This is a genomic window from Streptomyces sp. NBRC 109706, from assembly GCF_000974485.1.
In the GTDB taxonomy this organism is placed as follows: Bacteria; Actinomycetota; Actinomycetes; order Streptomycetales; family Streptomycetaceae; genus Streptomyces.
Genome location: NZ_BBOM01000014.1, coordinates 1 through 16,552 on the forward strand (window position 1 = coordinate 1; position 16,552 = coordinate 16,552).

Below are 16,552 nucleotides of genomic sequence, written 5' to 3' on the forward strand. Positions count from 1 at the left end.
TCCAGCATGCGGCGAAAGCGCCACTCCTGGCCGTAGGCGGAATCCGCGGTCACCCAGGCGATCGGCAGGGGTGAGGCCAGGGCGCGGGCCACTATCACCTTGGCGAGATCGCCCTTGGTGGCGAACTCCCGCTCGTGGGGGATCTTCGCCGCGGTGCAGCGGTCCGCATCCTGTGTCCAGGACTTCGGCAGATACAGCTCCCGGTCGACCAGTGCCCGCCCCTTGCTGGTTGCGTAGGCGGCGAACACGCCGATCTGGCAGTTCTCCGTGCGGCCGGCCGTGCCGGAGTACTGCCGCTGCACCCCAGCCGACGTGGTGCCCTTCTTGATGAAGCCCGTGTCATCGACGATCAGCACGCCAGCCCGATCCCCGAGCCTCTCAGCAACGTATTCCTGCAGGTCATCCCGTAACTCGTCAGGATCCCAGCACGCCCGGCCGAGTAAGTGCTGCAACCCAGCCGGCGTGCTGTGACCTGCGTACTCGGCCAGCTGCCAGCCGTTCTTCCGGCCCACCTGGCCGAGCAGGCCCCGCACGTAGGCGCGCATCCGCCGCCGCAGATCGACCCGGCTGAACCGGTGGCCGACCCGCACGAGCACTTCTTCCAGCTCCGACAACCAGACATCGGGCTGCACATCATCCTGCACGACCAGCACAACGGCCCGCCACACCCGAAGTCACGAACCCGCTGAAGATAACGGCCCGTTACACCGCTACACTCAGAAACAGGCTCCTGACCAGCAGCGATAGCGAACTGCAACTGGAGTACTAGATCCCCAGGCCAGCACGTCATCCATTTAGTGATCACTAACGGATTCGTCACATGACGTGCTGGCGCCGCCTGGTCGCGTGGGCCGAGGCCGGCGTCTGGCCCCGGCTCCACGAGGTCCTTCTGGCCGAACTGGCCGAACTGCGCGGGGCGAACCTGGTGGACTTCTCCCGGTCTGCGGTCGGCGGCTTCCACATCCGGGCGTTGAATAGGGGCCCCAAGACGGGATGACGCCTCGTTGATCGGGGCAGGGCGGGCGGCGCGCAGCACTTGATCACCGATGCCACCGGCATCCCACTCGCCGCCACGCTGACCGGTGGGAACCGCAACGATGTCACTCGGCTCATCCCGCTCTTGGAAGCAGTGCCGCCCGTGCGGGGCAAGCTCGGCCGTCCGCGGCGGCGTCCTGATGTCGTCCTTGCCGACCGCGGGTACGGCCACGACAAGTACCGCCGCCCGGTCTGGGCGCTGGGAGTGAAACCGCTGGTCGCGCGACGCGGCACCGAGCACGGCTCCGGACTGGGCGCTCGACGTCGGGTCGTGTTGGGCTGTTGAGCGCGCTTTCGCCCATCTGCGCTGGTTGCGCCGCCAGCGGATCCGCTGGGAGATCCGGCGACATCCACGAAGCCTTCCTCGTCCTGGGACGCCCGCTCATCTGCTGGCTGCGCCTGTCACAGCCGACCCGGTCCCTCGTTCTCTCGCAGTAGCCATTCCCGAACCGAAGGAGCTCGGTCAAGGAGCCGTCTGACCTGCATCCCCTCTTCGCGTGAGGTCACCTTCGGCAGCGGGGTGAAGTCGTCGGGAAGCATGTCCAGCAAGCTCACCACGCGGTCTCCCGTACGCAGAGTGATCAGCAGTTCCCACCGCACGTGGCAGGGAACGTCCGGGCGGTGGGACAGGGTGTGCCACAGGGCCGGCCACAGATAGTGGGTGCCGTCGGGGGCCGCGTTCGCCCGCACCCACGCAGGGTCCGGCCGCTGGCTCAGACCGAGGTCACCCGCCCGCTCCTCCAGCCGGAACAACGAGGCCGAATCGATGACCTTCACCTCGCGTGGCAGCGGCTGTTCGAAGTCCATCACCCCATGCTGCCCGACAGCACCTCACACCGTGCAGCTGACCCCAAAGAATCATTCCGTTAAAAGTTCCTAGCCCAGATCGCCCCCGAGAAAGAGCGGGTGCACGGGCCTGACCACCCCGGACACCCTATGGTCCCGCCACCAGCACGCCCGGCAACTCAGCGAGGCCCGGGCACCACGCCGAAGCCGCGCATCTCCCCGCCCAGATCACCACCGACCACACACACCCGGACACAACCATCCCGACACCCTCGACCCCACCACCAACACGCCCGAAACCCTGGCAAGGCGAGGAAACGCAGTGCGGGTTGCGGCGAAAACAGCGATCCAAAAGGCATCAGCGGTGATCCGCTTCGGAGACATGAACAACGGCTGGCTTCGTTCACTTCAAGCGGGCAGCGTTTGTTCAGCAGTCCGGGAGGCAGTTGGTGATCCACCGGCTCGCTGATGTTCACGAGAAATGAAGGCAGTCTGATGTTCGAGCGTCCGGGATGATCGGGGGGTTCGGATCCGCGAGGGAAGGAACAGCGCGATGGCGATCAGAGGGCTGAGCCCGGAGAGGACGGCCCGCCTTGAAACGCTCGTCGACGAGTGCCGGCCGCTGTTGGCAAGGAACGACGGGATGGTTGCCGCGCAGCGGCTGCTGCGTGAGCGGCGGGTCGAGGTTCTTGACGCGGCGGTGATCACGCGTGAACTGCTGGGGGCGGGTCCGACGTCGCTCGCGGAGGCGAAGACCATCGTTCTGACGAGCCCGGGCAGAGGGCGTGAGCTGAGGGTGCACGAGCAGTTCATGGATGGCTTGGAGCAGAACAGCGCCTCCGACCAGTGACAATCGGCTGGTCGGCGCCCCGCCACCCGCGAAGGGCGGCGGGTTGAAGAACAACCGTCAGACGACCTTGGCTGGTTGTTCGGCCCGGGCCCAGGTGAAGGCGGCACGTTCAGGACACCCGGCCGGCACGGTCTCCAGCCGGAGTTGTTCGACCCCGGTAAAGGTCTCCGGCCGGCCGAGAACCCGTCGGATCACCGCCCGGCATACCAGGCGTCATACCGTGACCGGGCGGGGTAAAGTGCGCCACTTCCCGATGGAGACATGGAGACGTCGACGACCCCCGCAGCCGCCCAGGTAGCCGAACGGGACGATCTCCTCCCAGAGCCTCCAGGCATCGGTGCGGCCCTCGCCCCCACGTTCACCGAGGAAGAGCCTGCTACCCGTCCAGGGCAGAGGTCCGGTCGTCCTACCACCGGCCGCGGAAGACGCCCACCGACATCACCATGTCGGCCAGGCTCTTGACGACGCGGCGGAACGAACGGAACCGGCGGGCCGATCAAGGCGGCTGCAGCCGGATTCCAGCACCGCGTGAACGGACGGCAGTCACGCCCAGGACGTTGATCGGGCCCATCTCGACACGTACAGGCCCCTGTTGACCGTGGACCCACCCCGCACACACCCGCCCGTATGGCCCGCGTCGTGCGGCCGGGTCGTCCGACAACCCCCCGCCAGACGGTCCAACAGCCCGGTCCGACAACCCCGGGGCACGTTCCAGGCGTGCCGGCCCGGCGTCAGGGGGCGGTGGCGCGCAGGTGGGTGCGTAGGGTGAAGGCCTGCCAGGTGGCGAAGAGCGCCACCGGGACGGTCTGCAGCCAGGTCCACACCAAACCGGTCGTGGTCAGGTTCAACCAACCCGCGGCCAGTGTGAGCAAGGTCAACACGATCCAGGCGACACCGGCGCCGATGACGCCGCGTACCGCCGCTGTCGTCAGCCGCGTACGGCGGGCCACCACGCCGATCCCGATCCCGGCGACCAGCATGCCGCCACCCACCACCGCGACCACGGTGACGGAGACGCCGAACAGATCACTCAACGGTACGGCGGCAGCCAGGTAACCGACACCGACAACAACCATCCCGGCCGCGTCCAGCACCAGTACACGCCGCAACGCGCGCAGCGTCGGGCCCGCCGACTCCGGCAGCCCAGGGGCCACTACGGTGGCAGGGTTGCTCATCCATAACTCCAGCAGACATAGCGGCAGTTCAGGACAGAAAGAGGGGCCTGTCCCGGTGTACCCCGAGGGAAACCACACCGGAACAGGACAACCCGGGGGGCGCGGCCCGGTCTCTACTCCCGGCCGACCGCGGGCGGGATGTTGTAGTTGAGGCGGAAAAGGTTGCTCGGGTCGTGGGCGGCCTTGAGCGCGGCCAGGCGTTCCAGATCGGCGGGTGTGTAGGCGGCGCGCAGTCGCATGCCGCCCGCGTTCCGCCCGTGGCCCATGAAGTTGAGACTGGTACCGATCGACCATGGCCGCAGGGCGTCGAAGAGTTTCCCGAACACCCTGCGGGTGTCGTCCTCGGTGACACCGAACAACAGAACGACCACGGACAACAGGTATGTGGCGTCCCGGTGGCCCACCGCGTTGGGGTGGCGTGGCGGTGTCGCGAGCGCGCCACCCAGATGGCGCACTTCCACCACGATCGGCAGGGGCGACTGCGGACCGGCGTGTTCCAGGACAGTGTCGATCGTGTCCTGGTCGAACTCGCGGAAGAGGGCGACCTCCCGCACAAAGGGGACCGCGACGGACGGCTCGTCGTGGATGGAGGCACTCTGCGTGTACGGCATGTCGTGCAGTGCCTCGATCAGTGGCGGGCCGGCCATGGCGCGCAGTGGCTCCAGGAGACGTGTCGCCTCCCGGGCGTTGCCCGTATAGGCGACACGCAGGTGATAGACGTGACGCCCACGCAGCACCCCGGGCACCTCGGGATCCTCGGGGAAGGGGATGAGCGCCACCGAGGAGTTCATCTCCTCGGGCAGGTCCCGGGTCCAGCGAATATAGGCCGACAACAGGTCGGGCGTGGCCCGGGCATCGAAGAAGAGACCGCCGCCATACAGCCGTTCCACCGGGACCAGGCCCATCTCCAGCCGGGTCACGATGCCGAAGTTGTCGCGGCCACCCAACAGCGCCCAGTACAGGTCGGGTTCGGTATCGGGAGTGACCCGCAGGAGGCTGCCGTCGGCAGTCACCACCTCAAGGGAACAAACCCGGTCGGCGGCATAGCCGTAGGTGCGCACCAGCAAGCCCACGCCGCCGCCCAGGACGTAGCCGACGACGCCCACGTGCGGTGCCGAGCCGCCCAGGGGCGCCAGGCCGTGCTGTGCCGCCGCGGGGATCACCTGCTCGAACCGCACGCCCGCCTCGACGGTGACGGTACGCCGCCGAGGGTCGACCACCACCCCGGACATCCGTCCCGTCGTGATCAGGACGCCGCCCTCGGCGGGAGCGGAGCAGCCGTGCCCGGCGGCCTGGACACCGACCGGAAGCCCGTTGTCCACCGCGAAACGGACCGCCGCCCGCACATCGGCGGTGCGGGCGGCGCCGACGACCACATCGGGGGCGGTGCCGCAGCGCCAGGTTGAACCCGGTGCGCTCGGCGTCGTAACCCTCGTCGTCGGGAAGCAGCACAGGCCCCTCGACCTCGGCGATGAGCTGCTGAATCAGGGCGTGCCTCACAAGCGGATCCTTACGTTCGGTTCATCCGGCCAGGCCCGATCATGAACCTCAAACCTGACACCCGCCGACAGGAATGGGGCAGACTCGACAGGTGAAGTTCGACCGACTGCTCTCCACACTGCTGCTGTTGCAGCAGCGAGACCTGGTCCCGGCCTCCGAACTCGCCCAGCGGCCGGAGGTTTCGGTGCGCACGGTCTACCGGGACGTGGAGGCGTTGTCCGCCGCCGGCATCCCCGTCTACGCGGAACGCGGCAGGTACGGCGGCATCCGACTACTCCCCGGGTTCCGCACGGACATGACCGGCCTGACCACCGACGAAGCGCGCGCCCTGTTCGTGCTCGTGGGCCAGAGCGCCCATTCCGATCTGGGCCTGGACCGGGCACTGGCCTCCGCGCTGCGGAAGATGATGAACGCGTTGCCCTCCGCGCACCGACCCGCCGCCGAACTGACCAGCCGCCGGATACTGATCGCCCCCGACCGCTGGCTGGCCGGACCACAGGAGGAAACGGACATGGAGTCCCTCCACACCGCCGTCCTCACCGATCGCCGTCTACAAGTCGACTACCGACACAGCGGCCACACCACATACACCCGCTACACGATCGACCCCTACGGTCTGGTATCCAAAGCCGGAACCTGGTACCTGATCGCCGACCAGAAAGGCAAACCCCGCCTATTGCGCGCCGACCGGATAAGGCAAACCACGGTCACCGCCGAACCGGTACAACGACGCACCGGCGTGGAACTGACCCAAGCATGGGAAGACCTACGCCAAAAGGTAGAAGACCGCACCTCGGGCATCCGAATAGTGATACGAGTACGACACTCCCGACTCGACATGGTGCAACGAATCACCGCCGCACACATCCTACGACGCCTGGAAGACGAACCACCAGACACGAAAGGAGAGATATGGACAAGACTGGAGATGGTCTACCCGGTACCACCGGCCGTACGTCAACTACTCCAATTCGGCACGGACGTGGAGGTCGTCAAGCCGCCGGAGGCGGTACGGGAGCTGAAGCGGACAGCAGAACGAGTAGCAAAAACCTACACCCGAAAACTCCCCGAACATCCACCAAAAACACAAACACAACAGCAGTGAAAGACCGTAAGGAACAGTAAGGGCAGCGCGGGGCGGTGAGGGTGGTACAAGCAGTGGGGCCCCTCAGCAAGACACGGTCACGGGGCAGCAGAGACAGAGCGGGAGCGGCCCTATCATCCCGCTCACAAACAGCATCCCCAAGAACACCACCGGCGATGACAACGCCATAGCACCCGCCGACCTACCGACCCGAGCCGACCTCACCGAAGCACCCCGGACACGCAGCCCGGCCACGACGCAATCGCACCTCCCCCTGACCACCACAAAGCCCACGACCGCGGACACACACAGCCAAACCAGCGACATAACGCCCCCACCAAAACAAGAATCCCCCACACGAAGCGACACCCAGAAGACACATAGACCCCTCCTGACACACCACCAACAACCAACAACCGGCAGGCAGGAGCCTGGCACCTAGGAGGCAGTCAAACGGGCATTCACGACATCGAGCGTCGGCCACGGAGGACCCTCACGCAAGACACGCAGAAACGCAACCCTAAAGAAATCCCTGTGGGGGAACTCGTCATCGAGTTCCCAGCGCCATGCCGCGACCACCGCGAGGACGAGGTGCCGACAGTCCTCCAGCAGATCTTGGTCGATATTCGGATAGTACGCACAAACCGCCTCAGGCACATGCGCGAGATCAAACTCCACCGGACCACGACAACACGTCTCAAAATCAATGAAAAGCGGACCCTCACCCGTGTTGAGAACATTACCCGGATGCGGCTCACCATGAAGCAACTGCTCGGCGGCGCCGCGTTCCTCGATCATGTGTCGCAAACCCGCCAAAGTCGCAGCAAGAAACACACGATCGGTCTCAGCGAGTTCCGGTGAACGGTCCGGGCGGGCGACAACCTCCTGCGCCTGAGTGACGCGGTCGGTGAACCGCGGGCTGGGCAGATCGACCTGACGCATACCGGCGTGCAGTTGGTGCAGAGCGGTGGCGTAATCAGCCGACCGAAGAACCCCCGACACGGGCTCGTGATACACCCACAACGTCACAACAAAACCGTCACACAGGTAGACGTCCGGCTCCACCCGAGGCTCCAGAGAACATACCGGGCTACCAACCTCCGCGAGCCGCTGAGCGACATCGACCTCGAACCGCGCGACTTCCTGCCCGACGGGAGCGACCCGGGCAAAGACGTCAGCGGGAGTCAGGCGTAGGGCCAGTTTGTTTGAATTGTGCAACACGATGGCGTCGTTGACCGGCAAACCGAGCGAGGCAGCCAGCGAGATCACAGCCGCCTTCGCACGCATGACATCGGAAATCTCCATACCCCGAACCTGACACACCGGCCACCCACCGTCACCCCCATTTCCACCAGCAACAACGCACCGACGCCGTTGGGGGTGACGGCGTTCTACTGCGTCGGGGTGGGGTCGTGGTCGAGGCGGGATTTTATGTGGCCGGCTTGGGGGAGGCCGAGGGTTTCGTAGGCGCGGAGGGCTTGTCGCCAGTGGTGTTGGGCCTTCTCGTGCTCGCCCTGCTGGTGGAGGAGTTCGGCGATGCCGGTGTGGGCGCGGGCTTGTTTTTCCTGGTGGCGGCCTTCGACGGCCGCCGTCAGTGCCTCGTCGTAGGAGCGCAGTGCCTCGTCGGGGCGTCCTGCGGCGGCCTGGGTGGCCGCGAGGTCGTTCAGCACCGTGACGAGGATGCCCCGGTTGTCGACCGAGCGGGCGATGGCGGCGGCCTCGTCGTGGTGGCGCAGGGCCCCGTCCAGATCGCCGCGTCGCTGGTGGAGGAGGCCGAGGATGCGCAGGCACTGGGATTCGATGAGGCGGGAGCCGGTGGCGCGGGCGAGGGTCAGCGCCGGGCGGATGTGGTCGGTCGCCCGCTCGTCCTGCCCGAGGCGGGTGAGGGTTTCGGCCAGGTGGCACAGGGAGTTGGCCTCGTTGATCCGGTCGCCGTGTTCGCGGCACAGGGCGAGGCCGGCTTCGAGGTGGACCAGGGAGATCTCGTACCGGCCGAGGAAGCGTTGGACCTGTCCGAGGTTGATCAGTGCCGCGCGGCGCAGGGCCCAGTCGTCGACGCCGAGTCGCAGGCCCTGTTCGTAGTAGCTGATGGCTTGGAAGTGGTGGCCACGGGAGGTGTGCACATTGCCGAGGTTGATCAACGCGGCGCTCTGTCCCGCCGGTTGGCCCAGACGCTGGTAGGTGTCCAGGGCGCGCTGGAGGTGGTCGACCGCGGTGTGGAGGGTTCTGCCGGCTCGGTCCATGGCCATGGCCAGATAGCGGCGCACATGGGCTTCGGCCGCGGCGTCCCGGGTGGTCTCGGCCGCGTGGAGGGCGCGGGTGTGGAGGGTGATGGCCTCGTCGTGGTATCCCCCGACGTCGAGGTAGCGCCGCACGGTTTCGGACATGGCGATGGTGTGGGTCGGGTCGCCGTCCCTGGTGGTTTCCACGAGGTTGCCGCGTTCGGCGTCCAGCCATCGGAGGGCGTGGTGGGGTGAGGTGAGTTGCGGGGCCTGACCCGCCCATGCGGACACTTTGGGGCGTTTGTCGGTTTCGAAGGGGGCGATGGTGTCCATCGCCGCCGACGCGGTGGCGAGGTAGTAGTGCCTGAGCCGGGTCAGTGCGGCCTGGCGGTCGGGGGCGTTGTCGGTGGTGGTGGCGAGTTCGGCGGCGTAGGCGCGGAGCAGGTCGTGGAGTTGGTAGCGCTGGTGGGTGGTGCTGTCGGTGAGGTGGGCGCGCAGGAGTTCGCGCAGGGCGTGGCGGGTGTGGCGCAGTGAGGTGCCGGCGAGGGCGGCGATGGCGTGGAGGTCGGTGTCGTGGGAGGGGTGGAGGCCCAGGAGGCGGAACGCGCGTGCGGCGTCGGGGGTGAGTTGTTCGTAGGACCAGGAGAAGACGGCGCGCACGGCGGTGTGGGGGTCGCCGTCGATGTCGAGGAGGTCGAGTGCTTCCTGTTGGTCGGTGAGTTCGGTGGCGAGGTCGGCGATGTTCCGGGTGGGTTGGGAGCGTGCGACCTCGGCGGTGATGCGCAGGGCGAGAGGGAGGCGCGCGCATCGTTCGATGAGGGTGTCCGTCGCTCGGGGCTCGTTTCGGGCGCGCTCGCCGAGCATGTCGTTCATGAGTGTCCGGGCGTCGGCCGTGGGCAGGCGGTCCAGGGAGAGGCGGTGGGCGCCTTCGCGTGCGACGAGGCCGGCGAGGGAGTCCCTGCTGGTGACGACGGTGAGACAGTGGGTGTTGCCGGGGAGCAGGGGGCGTATCTGTTCGGCGTCCCTGGCGTTGTCCAGCATCAGGAGCATCCGCCGTTGGGCCGTCAGGGTGCGGAAGCGGGCGGCGCGTTCCGCCACGTCCTGGGGTATGGCCCCGCCCTCCAGACCGAGGGCGCGGAGGAACGCCGCGAGGGCGTCCGCGGGGGGCACGGGGTGGTCGGGGCCGTAGCCGCGCAGGTCGAGGTAGAGCTGTCCGTCCGGGAAGTGTTTCCTGATCTGGTGGGCCCAGCGGACCACCAGTGCGGTTTTCCCGACGCCGGCGGTACCCGTGACGGCCAGGACGGCGGAGGTGCCGGGGGTGGCGGTGTGGTCGCTCAACAGTCGCCCCAGGGCGTGGAACTCGTCGTCGCGGCCGACGAATCCGCCGGTGGTGGCGGGGAGTTGGGCGGGGGTCGGCTCATGGGTCCGTCCACCGGCGGCGAACCGGAGGAGATCGTCGCCCGGTCGGACGGGTGCCCGGTGCGGGGCCGGCTCGTCGGGGCGGACGGGTTCGCCGGTCAGGATGCGTCGTTCCAGGTCACGGAGTTCGGCGCCGGGTTCCGCGCCGAGTTCGGTGGTGAGGTGTTCCCTGGCGGCGTGGTAGGCGGCGAGGGCGTCGCTCTGCCGGCCGGCCCGGTGGAGTGCGGTCATGAGCAGGGCGTGGAAGCGTTCGCGTAAGGGGTGTTCGCGTACCAGGGTGCTGAGTTCGGAGATGGCGGTGGCGTGCTGGCCGCAGGCGAGGTGGGCGGTGTGGAGCGCTTCGTGTGCGGCGAGGCGGCGCTCGATCAGGCGTTGCCTCCAGTCGTCGAGGAGGGGCACGTCGATATCGCTGAACGGGGTCCCGTGCCAGAGCGCGAGGGCTTCGCGCAGGGTGCTCACCGCACGCTCGGGATCGCGGGTGACGAGGCGGTGTCCGGTGTCGGTGAGTACTTCGAACCGGTTGGCGTCGATTTCCTCGTCGGCCACACGGAGTCGGTACCCGTCGGGTACCCGGGTCAGCCGGTCGGGGACGTCGAGCAACGCGCGCAGCCGGTGGACATGCAGATGCAGCCGTTGCCCGGCGCGTTCCTCCGAGTGCCCGCCCCAGAGGGCGTCCGTGAGGACGGTCGTGGGGACCGCCTCGTTCGGGCGCGCCAACAGCGTGCCCAGCAGGGCCCGCCGGAGCCGTCCCGACACGGTCCGTGGGACACCGTCCCAACAGACGGCGATCGTTCCCAACACCCGAAATCCCATGGTCCCCCCGGGAGGAACAGACACCGCGCCCGATGCTCGCCACCCGTTCCTCGGGTGGTGACGGTCTCGGTTCACCCTAAGCGGGGGGTGGGGGTCGGCCGGGAGACAGGCCCTAGCTGGGGGAAGGGTTCTGTTCGCCGCGGTCGATCCGGTCGGGGGTGGTGTGGGAGGTGAGGCGGGATCGGACGCGGGTGGCTCGGGGGAGGCCGAGGGCTTCGTAGCGGGTGAGGGCCTGGTGCCAGTGGTGGTGGGCGGTCGGGAGGTCGCCATGGTCGGCGTGGAGTTGGGCGAGACCTTCGTGGAGGCGGGCCTGCTTCTCGCGTTGGTCGGCTTCGGTGGCGATGGTCATGGCGTCGTGGTAGCTGTGGAGCGCGGCGTCGGGGAGTCCGGCTTCGGCCTGGGCGGCGGCCTGGGCGGTGAGCATGGTCACGGTGAGTCCGGAATCTCCGAGGGTGCGTGCGAGGGTGACGGCTTCCCGGTGCCGGTCGAGGGCTTCTTCGAGGTTGTCGCGTCGCAGGTGCAGGAGGCCGAGAGTGCTGAGGCAGTGTGCCTCGATGAGGCGGTAGCCGGTCGCGCGGGCGAGGTCGAGGCCCTGGCGCGCGTGCTCGAACGCCTGGTCGATGTCTCCGGTGGCGACGTAGCTGTAGGCCAGGCCGCTGAGGATGTTGGCCTGGCTGGGCTTCTCGTCGTGCTCGCGGCACAGGGCGAGGGCTTCGGTGAGGTGGCTGATCGCCGTCTCGTGGCGGTCGAGTTGGCGGAGTGTTCCGCCGAGGCTGATCAGGGCGGCGCGGCGAAGTGCCCAGTCGCCGTCGCTGAGTTCGAGGGTCGCCTCGTAGTGGCGGTGGGCCTGGACGTTGTCCCCTCGGGAGAGGTGGACGTTGCCGAGGTTGAGGAGGGCGGCGCCGAGCAGGGGGCGGTTGCCGAGGTGTTCGTAGAGGGTCACGGCCTGTTGGAGGTGGTCGATCGCCGCTTCGGGGCTCTGTCCCGAGCGGTCCAGGATCATGCCCAGGTGGCGTCGCGCGTCGGCCTCGGCGAGGGTGTCGCCGGTGGCCTGTGCCGCCTGGAGGGCGCGGGTGTGGACGGTGGTGGCCTCGTCGTAGTAGCCGCCGACGTCGAAGTAGCGCCAGAGGGTTTCCGAGAGGGTGGTGACGAATGCGGGGTCGCCGTGTCGGGTGGCTTCGACCAGGTTGGCGCGTTCGGTGTCGAGCCAGCGCAGGGCGTGGTCGTGTGAGGTGAGGGGTGGGGCTTCGCCGGGCCAGCCGGGGACGGTGGGGCGTCTGGCGGACTCGTAGGGGGCGACGGCGTCCATGGCGAGGGCGGCGGTGGCGAGGTAGTAGCCGCGCAGGCGGGTGAGGGCCGCCGCGCGGTCGGTGGTGCCGTCGGTGGTGGTGGCGAGTTCGGCGGCGTAGGCGCGGAGCAGGTCGTGGGGTTGGTAGCGGCTGGCGGATGTCTGGTCGGTGAGGTGGGCGCGCAGCAGGGTGGTGAGGGCGCGTCGGGTGGGGTGGAGGGCGAGGCCGGTGAGGGCGGCGACGGTGTGGGGGTCGATGTCGTGGCCCGGGTGGAGGCCGAGGAGGCGGAAGACGCGGGCGGCGTCGGGGGTGAGGCGTTGGTAGGACCAGGAGAAGACGGCGCGCACGGCGGTGTGGGGGTCGCCGTCGATGTCGAGGACGTCGAGCGCTTCTTGTTGGTCGGTCAGCTCGTCGACCAGGTCGGTGATGGTGCGGGTGGGTTGGGAGCGGGCGAGTTCGGCGGTGATCCGCAGGGCGAGGGGCAGTCGGACGCACCGTTGGATCAGGGCGTCGGTGGCTTGGGGCTCGGCGTGGGCGCGGGTGCCGAGCATGTCCGTCATCAGTGCGCGGGCTTCGGCCGGTGGTAGTCGGTCGAGGCCGAGGCGGTGGGCGCCTTCGCGTGCGACGAGGCCGGCGAGGGCGTCTCGGCTGGTGATGAGGGCGCGGCAGGTGGGGCTGCCGGGGAGCAGGGGGCGTACCTGTTCGGTGCTGTGGGCGTTGTCGAGGACGATCAGCATGCGTCGGCCGTCGACGAGGGTGCGGAACCGGGCGGCTCGTTCGGCGGTCTCCTGGGGGATGCCGGCGCCCTCGGCGCCCAGTGCGCGGAGGAATCCGGCCAGTGCGTCGCCGGGGGTCAGGGGCTGGTCGGGGCCGTAGCCGTGGAGGTCGACATAGAGCTGGCCGTCGGGGAAGTGGTCGCGGGCGCGGTGGGCCCAGCGGACCGCGAGGGCGGTCTTGCCGACGCCGGCGGTGCCGGTCACGGCGGATACGACGACGGGGCCCTGGGGTGTGCTGTCGTGCAGCAGCACCTGGTCGAGTTCGGCGAGTTCGGCGTCGCGTCCGACGAATCCGCTGACGTTGGTGGGGAGTTGGGCGGGTATCTCGGGGTGGTAGGTGGGTCGGCCGCCGAGTTCGATGGGGTCGCCGGTGAGGACGCGCTGTTCGAGGTCGCGGAGTTCCGGGCCGGGTTCGAGGCCCAGCTCGTCGACGAGTCGTTCGCGTGCTTCGCGGTAGGCGGCGAGGGCGTCGCTCTGCCGCCCGGAGCGGTGCAGGGCGATCATCAGCAGGCCGTGGAGTCGTTCACGCAGGGGGTGTTCGCGGACCAGGGCGGTGAGTTCGGCGATGACCGCGGTCTCCTGTCCACAGGTAATGCGGGCCTCGTACAGGGTCTCCTGGGCGGTGATCCGGCGTTCGGTGAGGCGCTGTGCCCAGTCCGCCAGTTGGGGAACGTCCAGGTCGGTGAAGGGGGTTCCGCGCCACAGGGCGAGGGCCTGGGTCAGGGTGGTGGCGGCCTGGTCGGGGTGGTCGTGGAGGAGTTCCTGTCCCCGGGTGGCGAGGTCTTCGAAGTGTTGGGCGTCGATTTCCTGGGGATGTACGCGGAGGCGGTAGCCGTCGGTGTCGAGGGCCAGTCGCTCGGGGGCGTCGAGTGCGGCGCGCAGGCGGTGGACATGGAGGTGGAGTCGCTGTCCGGCGCGTTCGCCGGGTTGGTCGCCCCAGAGGGTCTGGGTCAGGTGGTCGGCGGGGACGGGTTGGTTGGCCCGGGCGAGCAGGACGCCGAGCAGGGTGCGTCGCAGCCGGCCGGTGACCGGCTCCGGGGGGTCGCCGTCCCGTTGGACCTGTACTGGTCCGAGCACCAGGAATCGCATGCTGTTGTGTCTCCTCCCCCAGGGCGCCCGTGGTGGTCGCGGGTGGTGTCGGCGCCGTCGCGTCGCTTTGCTCGCCATGAAAGCGGGATGAAAGCGTCGCCCACATTCTTGCTGATGGTGACATCGCCGGCGCCGGTGGTCCGGCGCGGTGTGTCTCACGGGGGTGCCGGGCCGGTGATTCAACGGGGGTACCGGCCCGGCTGAGCGACGAGAGACGGAATCGGCAGTGATGACAGTGCAGTTGAAGTGGCATCTTCGGATGGCGGTGGCGTGCGGGGTCGCGGTGGTGCTGGGCGTGGCGGGCCGTTCGGACGGCGGTTCGCCGGAGTCGGACGACGGGACGGGGGACGGCGCGGCGGAGGGGCCGGGCGCGCCGCTCGTGGTCGGTGCCGGCCAGGGGGTGGGGGCGGGGAGTGTCGCGGCTCCCGGTGCGGCGGGCTCCGATCCGGTGCGGAGCATCGCCGAGGCGGTGCGTTAGGGGCGGTGTGTTGAGGGGGCGGCGCGCTCGTCCTTTCCGGCGCCGTCCCTCGCTGTGTCCTTGTCCTTCTCGGCCCCTTTGGGGGTCGTCTCACCTCTGGAAGCGATCATGTCAGGCGGTTTCTATCCGCAGCCCGGGCAGCCCGGGGACTCTTATCCGCCCGTACCTCCACAGGGGCCCCCGCAAGGGCCTCCGCAGGGTCTTCCGCAGGGGCCTCCGCCGCCCGGCGGCGCGCCGTACCAGCAGCCGATGCCGGGGCCGTACGGGGGGCAGGCGCCCCCTCCGGGCCAGCCGCCGTATCCGGGGCAGGCGCCGTATCCGGGCCAGGGCGGGCCGGGTCCGTACCCCGGTCCGGGTGGGCCGGCGGGTCCGGCGGGTCCGGGTGGGCGTCGGCGGAAGGGCCGGTCGGGGTTGCTGGGCGTGCTCGCCGTGGTGCTGGTGCTCGCGTTGGCCGGCGGCGCCTGGTTGTACTTCGACTCGGAGGACGGGAACTCCGGTCAGCGGCCGCTCGCGGTCGATCCCGCCACGCCCGGTGGCCGGTTGTGGGCGGTGAACGAGGAGGGTGTGGAGGACGGCGACAAGCCGAAGGGCTTCTGGGTGGTGGGCGACACCGTGGTCAAGGCGAGCGACAGCGTCTTCACCTCGTATGCCCTGGCGGACGGGTCCGTGGGGTGGACCCTCGATCTGGCGCCCGACCATGTGTGCGTCCCGACGACCGCCACGGCCGAGGGCCTGATCGTCATCGGCCATGGGGAGTCCAACTGTGGTCAGAACATCACGTTGGTCGATCTGACGACGGGCGAGACGGGCTGGAGTCGGCCGTTGGAGCCGTCGGAGACCTCGATGGGCCTGGAGATCGCGATGGCCGGCTCGTCGTACGCGGTGCAGACGGGCGGCGGTTGGAGCGTGCACCGCGTCGAGGACGGGGAGGTGATCTCCGCGGGTGGCGCCATGTACGACTCGCTCAACCAGGGCCTGGCCCGCACGGACTTCGCCCAGGGGCAGGAGATCGCCACCGGGGACGAGCTGTGCGCGGTGGACGCGGTCGCCGGTGGCGAGGCGCTGCTGCGCAGGCGTACCTGCGCCACGGTGACCGACGCGGCCAACGCAACGCTCACCCCGCCGTCCTTCCAGTTGCAGCGGATCGATCCGGACACCGGGGACACGGTGTGGAGTCTGGACCTTCCGGAGGGCCGGTGGCTGTCGAAGATCAACAGCACCTCGCCGGTGGTGGTGACGCTGCGGGACCAGGAGTTCGGTGGCGAGCTGGAGTTGGCGTTCGTCGACGACCAGGGCCAGCTGACCGGGCAGGTGCCGATCGAGGTGACCGGGTTGGAGGAGGACGACACTTCCGCCTACATCCAGGAGGTGTGCCGGGGCGACAACGTTCCCTACAGCGCGGTGGACAACTGCGGCGGCATGGTGTTCCACGGTGATCTGCTGTACGCGTCGCCGACGACGATGTTCGGGGACCCGATCGTGACGGCGTTGAACGCGACCACGGGTCAGGTGGTGTGGTCCTTCCAGGCCGAGGACTTCTCCCGGGTGATGGTCCTGGGCGCGGACGAGGGCGGGGTTCTCGTCCACCAGGCGGGGTTCGGCAGGGACCTGGGGCGGGTGGTGCGGATCTCGCCGGACGGGCAGACGGTGGAGCCGCTCTTCAAGACCGACGACATCTATCTGTCGGGACGCGGATATGTGGCGGTCGTCGACGGGCAGCTGGTGCTGAGTCCGCCGGACTACTCGCTTGAGTACGACGTCGCGGTGTACGGGGTGGAGGGCGCGCTGCCGGAGGGGTGGGCGCCGGAGGAGGAGGGCGAGGGCTCCGCGTAGCGGCGGCGCAACGACGACGGGCCGCCGCCCCGCTCCCGACCGGTCGGTCGGGATCGGGGCGGCGGCGTGTGCGGGGCGGGTGGCGGCCAATCGTCCGGGGGCGGCCCGTGACGCGGGGTCCCCGGTGGACGGGTGACAGTTTTTCCCCGGGATTTCGGCCGTATGTCGTTGGTTGTCGCCGCCTCTTTTACAGGTATCCGGGC

General features: G+C 69.0%; 11 protein-coding genes and 1 pseudogene. 5 read left to right on the forward strand and 7 right to left on the reverse strand.

From position 1 onward, the window contains the following. Nucleotides 1-632, reverse strand: a 632-nt coding sequence (locus AOM46_RS29685) for an IS701 family transposase (protein ID WP_234314131.1), incomplete at its 3' end; no start/stop codon positions are given. 188 nt (nt 633-820) lie between these two features. Here AOM46_RS29685 and AOM46_RS35705 point away from each other — a divergent pair. Then, nucleotides 821-1,473, forward strand: a pseudogene (locus tag AOM46_RS35705) (IS5 family transposase); the annotation flags it as partial. Here AOM46_RS35705 and AOM46_RS29695 read toward each other — a convergent pair. Continuing rightward, a complete protein-coding gene (locus AOM46_RS29695; protein WP_062217469.1) occupies nt 1,438-1,842 on the reverse strand; it encodes a hypothetical protein in 405 nt (134 codons plus the stop codon). The pseudogene AOM46_RS35705 and the gene AOM46_RS29695 overlap by 36 nt on opposite strands. 532 nt (nt 1,843-2,374) lie before the next feature. Between AOM46_RS29695 and AOM46_RS29700 the strand changes: the two genes are divergently transcribed. Further along, nucleotides 2,375-2,671, forward strand: a complete 297-nt coding sequence (locus AOM46_RS29700) for a hypothetical protein (RefSeq protein ID WP_234314121.1) — start codon at nt 2,375-2,377, stop codon at nt 2,669-2,671. 731 nt (nt 2,672-3,402) lie between these two features. Here AOM46_RS29700 and AOM46_RS29705 read toward each other — a convergent pair. Next, a complete protein-coding gene (locus AOM46_RS29705; RefSeq protein WP_158920772.1) occupies nt 3,403-3,846 on the reverse strand; it encodes a hypothetical protein in 444 nt (147 codons plus the stop codon). A gap of 113 nt (nt 3,847-3,959) precedes the next feature. After that, nucleotides 3,960-5,222, reverse strand: coding sequence for an FAD-binding oxidoreductase (locus tag AOM46_RS29710; RefSeq protein ID WP_199824089.1), 1,263 nt, complete (start codon nt 5,220-5,222; stop codon nt 3,960-3,962). 215 nt (nt 5,223-5,437) lie between these two features. Here AOM46_RS29710 and AOM46_RS29715 point away from each other — a divergent pair, with 215 nt between their 5' ends. Beyond that, nucleotides 5,438-6,451 carry a YafY family protein gene (locus tag AOM46_RS29715; RefSeq protein WP_062217933.1) on the forward strand — a complete coding sequence of 338 codons (1,014 nt, stop codon included), beginning with the start codon at nt 5,438-5,440 and terminating at the stop codon, nt 6,449-6,451. A gap of 417 nt (nt 6,452-6,868) precedes the next feature. On the opposite strand, the gene AOM46_RS29720 is transcribed toward AOM46_RS29715, so the two are convergent. From AOM46_RS29720 to AOM46_RS29730, 3 genes are all read right to left on the reverse strand, one after another. Next, the gene (locus AOM46_RS29720; RefSeq protein ID WP_078857333.1) at nt 6,869-7,735 is read right to left on the reverse strand and encodes an aminoglycoside phosphotransferase family protein; all 867 of its coding nucleotides are present in this window, start codon (nt 7,733-7,735) and stop codon (nt 6,869-6,871) included. 86 nt (nt 7,736-7,821) lie between these two features. After that, complete coding sequence (locus AOM46_RS29725; RefSeq protein ID WP_062217476.1) at nt 7,822-10,827, reverse strand: BTAD domain-containing putative transcriptional regulator; 3,006 nt, start codon at nt 10,825-10,827, stop codon at nt 7,822-7,824. 169 nt (nt 10,828-10,996) lie between these two features. Beyond that, nucleotides 10,997-14,038, reverse strand: a complete 3,042-nt coding sequence (locus tag AOM46_RS29730; protein ID WP_062217479.1) for a BTAD domain-containing putative transcriptional regulator — start codon at nt 14,036-14,038, stop codon at nt 10,997-10,999. 229 nt (nt 14,039-14,267) lie between these two features. Here AOM46_RS29730 and AOM46_RS34325 point away from each other — a divergent pair, with 229 nt between their 5' ends. Then, nucleotides 14,268-14,516, forward strand: a complete 249-nt coding sequence (locus AOM46_RS34325; protein ID WP_062217486.1) for a hypothetical protein — start codon at nt 14,268-14,270, stop codon at nt 14,514-14,516. Nucleotides 14,517-14,936: 420 nt separating this feature from the next. Beyond that, a complete protein-coding gene (locus AOM46_RS29740) occupies nt 14,937-16,349 on the forward strand; it encodes a PQQ-binding-like beta-propeller repeat protein (RefSeq protein WP_234314136.1) in 1,413 nt (470 codons plus the stop codon). Nucleotides 16,350-16,552: the final 203 nt, after the last annotated feature.

Bases quoted from the DNA above. Each gene is read 5' to 3' on its own strand.
- AOM46_RS29695 (WP_062217469.1), bottom strand. From the start codon at position 1,842: ATGGACTTCGAACAGCCGCTGCCACGCGAGGTGAAGGTCATCGATTCG.
- AOM46_RS29700 (WP_234314121.1), top strand. From the start codon at position 2,375: ATGGCGATCAGAGGGCTGAGCCCGGAGAGGACGGCCCGCCTTGAAACG.
- AOM46_RS29705 (WP_158920772.1), bottom strand. From the start codon at position 3,846: ATGAGCAACCCTGCCACCGTAGTGGCCCCTGGGCTGCCGGAGTCGGCG.
- AOM46_RS29720 (WP_078857333.1), bottom strand. From the start codon at position 7,735: ATGGAGATTTCCGATGTCATGCGTGCGAAGGCGGCTGTGATCTCGCTG.
- AOM46_RS29730 (WP_062217479.1), bottom strand. From the start codon at position 14,038: ATGCGATTCCTGGTGCTCGGACCAGTACAGGTCCAACGGGACGGCGAC.
- AOM46_RS34325 (WP_062217486.1), top strand. From the start codon at position 14,268: ATGACAGTGCAGTTGAAGTGGCATCTTCGGATGGCGGTGGCGTGCGGG.